Origin of the sequence: Streptococcus sp. 20925_1_69 (genome assembly GCF_041432365.1) — a bacterium.
In the GTDB taxonomy this organism is placed as follows: Bacteria; Bacillota; Bacilli; order Lactobacillales; family Streptococcaceae; genus Streptococcus.
Window position 1 is genome coordinate 1 of sequence record NZ_JAPVZL010000019.1, and the last position, 5675, is coordinate 5675.

Below are 5675 nucleotides of genomic sequence, written 5' to 3' on the forward strand. Positions count from 1 at the left end.
AAAAAAAATTGATGTAAAATAAAAATGTCTGCTAGTCTTCGAACAACTAACAGACAACAAAAAAGTCTTACCTAGACCTGGCAGTCAACTCAGTAAGACTCTCACTTTTTTTCGAACAAGACCATTATACCAAAAAAGGCCTCAGTGGGTCAAGTAGGGTGGTTAAATAAAAGTAGAGTGTCTTTTCTAAAGTGTTTGCAGGTCGTGGTAAGCGACACAACATTTTAGAAAGGACATTTTTTATATGTCACAATTGGAAAAATTGAAAGCTTTGCAAAGTCAGAGCAACACAACAAACGCAAGTCTTACGTTGTTTAACAATGTAGTAGTAGTCAATGTCGGAGTTAATCCGACCCCTCATTTTCCAAAACTTAAAGATAGGTTTGGAAATAAGGTAAAAGATGAGAACGGCAAGGATAAACGTTCTGAAACGTCTGACGGTCTCACATATACATTTGTCGAATTTGGCACTGGTAAAATGGTTAAAATTGTTCTATCAGAAGATAGACAATTTGAACTTTTGCAGGCTTACAAGGTCGCTGGTCTTGGCTATGATATCAAGTCAGCAAATATGATTTTCATTGAGCAGAAAGGTCAGATTGCTGACTACTAACTAAGATATTGAGGGTACTGCTGGAACTTGTTTCCAGCAGGTAGCCCCCCTCAATAATCATGGGGGCTACACGTACAAGTAAAAATGCTCGTTAGCCCTTATATATCAACGGTTTAGACCTTATAAAATACTACACAGATAGAACGAGGAAAAGACATGCAGAAATACAAAGTAGACTGGCTGGCTTTTTCGGTATCATTTGAAGATGAAGAGCAGACGTTAGACCATCAACTTTTGAAAATTTTGGATTATGATTTAGCAGAATTTGATGAAATCCCTGGGCGATTTTTTTACAACTCGGGGGCAACTTATCGAAATTATGTAAACGTCTTTTGGAATGACCCCGAGAAGCCTTGGCACAAAAATTCTAGTCGGACAATGACCGTGGTTTTCACGGGTCAGGGGTCGACTGAATTAGCTGAAAAATGGGATACCGATTGGGTTTCTATTTTTAGAACTCTAAAAGAGTACGGTGGAGTAAATTTCACACGGATTGACTTGGCTCTTGATGATTATGACGAGACAGTAAGATTTTCCGATATTGAGAAAAAACTGAATAAAGGGCATTATCGCTCATCTCGTAAGTCCTACAATATCGTTAAAACATCAGACCAAAACGGAAAATCGCTGGGGCAGACAATTTACATCGGAAACGCTCGGTCTCAAAATGGAAGCCGTGGGAATGTGTATGCTCGTTTTTATGACAAAAAAGCGCAGTATGAGAGCAAGAACGAATTATTTCCAACCGAAGTCCGAGACCATTGGGCGAGGACTGGGAAAGAAGTTTGGCAACGTTACGAGATTAGTTATTCTAAAAAATACGCTTTGAAAATCATTGATGAGTTTTTAAATGGCGATAAAATCGACAAGATTTTTAAAACGTCGCTTCGTAATCTTCTTGAGATTTTGACCCCTAAACGTGGGGACACTAACAAAAATCGGTGGTATAAAACAAAATGGTGGGAGAAGTTTTTAGAGTATGATGAGACGATAGACTTTAGTCTTGCAGAACGTGATGTAATGCTGGGAGACTTGCTGGAGTGGTTACGTGTTGCAGTCTTGCCCTCTCTTTCTCTGCTTGAAATCATAGGAAATGAGCGAGGTTTTGATATTTACGATTTGCTTCAAAAAGCTGAAAAATCTACTGATTTTTCAAAGAAGCAAAATCGTTTATACGTGAATAGTCAGACCTTGTCAGATGAGACTATAAACCATTATTTGAGCGAGTTTTTAGGGGGTGGCAAATAATGGCTACAACCTACAAAAAGAACGCTCAGAACGTCTATAAAGTGTCTTTCTATTCGCAATATTGGATGTGGTGGGCTTTGGTTTTAACCTTAGCCGTTCTGTCTTTAGTGCTGGGGCTGGTTGTATCGATTAAACTTGTTCAAGTTGCTTTGTGGTCGCTGGTCGCTATATTGACGATTTGGCGAGCGTATTCGCTGACAAAGTCAGTGATCAAAGCGAAGACAATCGGGAAATATATCACGCAGAAAAAGGCAGAAAAGGCAGTCACTAAAAGCTTATTGGCTACTATGTCAGTTAATCGGCTACAAGATACCCCCTTTATCTCAGTTCCTAGCGTGACGGTGTGCGATAGCAGACCGTCACATATAAGCGTAGAAGTTGAGAAATTAGCTGGTATGTATGATGTCGATAAGCTCACAGAGGATATCAATTCCAGCTTCAGAGGAAAGCTGGGAGCCTATGCGGTCACGTCTGCAATGATTACGACGGACGGACTGTTTTATAAATTTGTACTCGAAGACGTGGGAACAGATAAAACTTGGCGACCAGCGACCCTCGAAGATATAAAGGCTGAAAAGTATATCATCAAGTTACAAGAGGGGCTAGAGGTTAACCTTTCAGAAAGAGCCCATATAGCCGTATGGGGTCGAACTGGAAGCAAGAAAACAACGGTACTTTTTGGAATAATACTCCAGCTTTTCAGCATGGGCGCAGACGTCAGATTTATAGACGGAAAGGACGAGTTTAGTTCGTTTAAAGGCTTCTATCCAGCTGATAAAATTGTATCGGATATTGACCCAGTTTTTGAGCAGCTAGAAGACATTCTAGCTATCATCAAGGAACGTCAGCAGATAATGGCTAATGAGGTGCAGAAACGTCAAAAAATAGGTCTGAAAGCTTCAGAAGTTGGGCTTCAACCTGTTGTGCTGGTTGCTGATGAAATCGGCTCTATCGTCGCTCTGATGGATTCTAAGCAGTCTAAAAAGTTTGTGGCCGACTTAACGGCTATCATTCAAAGAGGGCGCTCGGTGGGTGTCTCTGTTATTGCTAGCACGCAAGACCCCTCGACTGATACGCTACCGCAAAAGATACGTCAGCAGTTTGCTACCAAGATACTTCTTGGATCTGCAAACTCTGACATTCAACGAATGGCATTCGGAGAAGTTGCAACGGCTGGAAACGTTGAAGATTTCAGAGGGTTCTATACTTGCGACGGACTGACTAATCAGCCAATGAAATTCTATGTTTGCGATTTATATAGTCACGGATTTAATGACCTAGGAGCATTTGAAAAGACTTATAAAATAGGTTTTTTTAAAAAAATTTATTTTATAAACTTGACAAAAGTGATATAATGTGGTGTAATATAGTTATTACGTAAGCTATGATTTACTTTAGTTATCTCGTGATTAGGGTAATGAGCTATCGATTTGGGGACGGTTTCCGCGAACGAGAATTTAAGCCGGAAGAAATGAGACTCTCAAAAGAGAGTCTCATTTTGATTATACTGGAGATATTTATTAATGTGTTTGTTACTGACAGAAGCTATTAGAACTTATAGTTCTCTAGAAAATTCTATTTATGAGATGGAATTTAATGATGAGAAAATTTTAGTGAAATTTGAATCAAAAAATTTTTATCATCTTTTTGGATTTCAATATTTAGAAAATTTGAATAAATTTTTGCCTGATGGTTCTTCGAAAAGTATTGTAGATAAGGCATTATTGTTTAAAAGTTTAAAAAATAATGTTTTAAATGGAGATATTACAAATAGTAATTATTACAAAAAAATATTTACATCAAGACAGTTTGCCGATTTGACAGGACGATTAGAATTAGCTAGAGATTTAGCATATTTTATGGATACTCAAATATCAAAAAATGGTTATTGGAAATATGTTAATGATTACAGTGGTATAGTCACACATATAAAGTGGCATTTACTTATTGAATTTCAACCTCATAGAGATAATCCTAAGCGTTATTATCTTTTTCTTAGAAAAGATGAGTTTTCGGATTTTTATATTCCTATTTCATTATTTAAGACAGATAAATTAAATCATAATAAGCAGTATAGTCATAAACAAAAAAGAAAAGATATAAAATCATTGATAAAGAAATGTGATGTGTTATAAAAAGCGAAGTATTCGCTTTTTTTATTTCCAAAATTCCCACCATTTTTTTGATGTTTCTATCAGTTTTGTATCACGATTATATATAATTTGCTGAAGATTTGCGATTTGCATATCTTTTGTTTTCAACTGGTCTTTTAAGATTTCGATGATATCGTTAGTGATATCATTGTTGCTATCATTGATATTATCGGTGATATCTGCTTTGATATCGTCTTCTAGAATAATTCTTTTTATAAACTCATTTACAGAAATGCCTTTATCTTTGGCTTTCTGTGTGATGATATTTTTTTCTTCTTGTGTGGTACGTATTATAATTTGTACCTGTTTGTTTTCTGCCATGATATCACCTTTTATATCTAAATGCTATCTCTATTATATCATTTTTCTTTAGTATATGATTGTACTGGATTATTTAATCTTATTGAAGCAAGTACATAATCAGTATCTGTCATATCTGATAATTCTGCAAAATGGATTGTAGCTTTGTCTTGATTCCATTTTTGAACGTCGAGCGGTTCAAAAAATTTTTCAAATAAAGCGGTCATCATAACTTCCATTGCTTCCTTTTTTGTAACTTTCGGCGGTTCATATTGCTCTGTCTCAAGTTGTTGCTGATAACTTTCATTTGTTTGATTTCTTATTTCTTCTACGTAGTTTTCAAGGTTTTGACGATACTCTTCGAGTTCTTCTATATCTACATTTCCTTGCTTTAATAGATAAGGTTCAACTTCAATAGATAAGTGATTTAGTTGTTGGTCTGAAAATAATCGTGTTTCGTTACGACCAATTACTTTTTTTTCGGCAGTGTCCCAGTATCCGAGCCTTTGAAGCTCTCTCGTGAACTTAATTCTAAGTTTGTTCCGATTTTTTTCGGTATCTGGAATATCAAATTTTTCAATTTGAGTGTTCACGAAATCTGTTAAAGTTGTATATCTTGGCATAGTGAATATCTCCTTTTTGTATATCTGTTTGTTGATTTTGTATACACTAATTGTATATCAAAAATAACAACTTGTCAATTGTAATGTTGCAAAAATGGTAAAAAATTTAAAAAAACGACGAACATTGTTGACATTGAAAATAAAATATGGTATCATAAATGTATCAATAAAAGAAAGGAATGTTTCGACATGATAAATTGGAAACAGATGTTCAATGCAAAAGAACGTCAAGACGCTTCTGAGGATGAATGGTCTGAGTATACTGACATAACTCTTCAAAAATTTATGACATCGGATTTTATGCAAGCATTTGCTGATGATTGTAGTAATGCTATGAAAAAATCTGGTCGAAAAGATTTTGATGATTATTCAGCGATTAAACTTGAAATGAGTTCAGTCCTTGAAGAATTCGGCTATCCGCCATTCTCGGCTTTAGAAGATGCTTATTCTGAAGAACAGCAACTTAAAATGTTACTCGAGTTCAAAGAGAAATATTTAAGCTTTAGGTAGTTCTAAATGTTTGTTTTTCGTCGGCACAATCTAAAAAAGCACGACGATCAAGCAAAGCGTCAAGGAGGAAAGTCGAAGACGTACCTTGCGCGGCGCTGTCGTTGTGCTAGATTGTGAAAGCCGTTCGAAAAACAAACAGAAGAACCTTGTTTTTCAGAGGCGGGGTCCAGCGTCCAACGCTGGTCGGGTGTGGGCAGAGGCCCACAAATAAATTAAGGGTTTACATCT

Annotated in this window: 7 protein-coding genes; 5 read left to right on the top strand and 2 right to left on the bottom strand. The window is 36.3% G+C overall.

The features are described from left to right. Positions 1–244 precede the first annotated feature (244 nt). The 4 genes from O3601_RS09200 to O3601_RS09215 all read left to right on the top strand — a co-directional run bounded on the left by O3601_RS09200 (position 245) and on the right by O3601_RS09215 (position 3996). Positions 245–613, top strand: coding sequence for a hypothetical protein (locus tag O3601_RS09200; RefSeq protein WP_371472676.1), 369 nt, complete (start codon positions 245–247; stop codon positions 611–613). A gap of 156 nt (positions 614–769) precedes the next feature. Then, the gene (locus O3601_RS09205) at positions 770–1861 is read left to right on the top strand and encodes a replication initiation factor domain-containing protein (protein WP_371472679.1); all 1092 of its coding nucleotides are present in this window, start codon (positions 770–772) and stop codon (positions 1859–1861) included. Then, complete coding sequence (locus O3601_RS09210) at positions 1861–3216, top strand: FtsK/SpoIIIE domain-containing protein (RefSeq protein ID WP_316126929.1); 1356 nt, start codon at positions 1861–1863, stop codon at positions 3214–3216. The genes O3601_RS09205 and O3601_RS09210 overlap by 1 nt, the downstream gene beginning before the upstream one ends. Before the next feature lie 168 nt (positions 3217–3384). Next, complete coding sequence (locus O3601_RS09215) at positions 3385–3996, top strand: hypothetical protein (RefSeq protein WP_371472681.1); 612 nt, start codon at positions 3385–3387, stop codon at positions 3994–3996. Between the two features lie 21 nt (positions 3997–4017). Here O3601_RS09215 and O3601_RS09220 read toward each other — a convergent pair whose 3' ends face one another. Then, the gene (locus O3601_RS09220; protein WP_316126934.1) at positions 4018–4335 is read right to left on the bottom strand and encodes a hypothetical protein; all 318 of its coding nucleotides are present in this window, start codon (positions 4333–4335) and stop codon (positions 4018–4020) included. A gap of 38 nt (positions 4336–4373) precedes the next feature. Further along, entirely contained in the window at positions 4374–4937 is a 564-nt protein-coding gene (locus tag O3601_RS09225; protein WP_316126935.1) for a hypothetical protein, read from the bottom strand. Positions 4938–5126: 189 nt separating this feature from the next. On the opposite strand from O3601_RS09225, the gene O3601_RS09230 reads away from it, so the two are divergent. Next, complete coding sequence (locus tag O3601_RS09230; protein WP_371472684.1) at positions 5127–5447, top strand: hypothetical protein; 321 nt, start codon at positions 5127–5129, stop codon at positions 5445–5447. Positions 5448–5675: the final 228 nt, after the last annotated feature.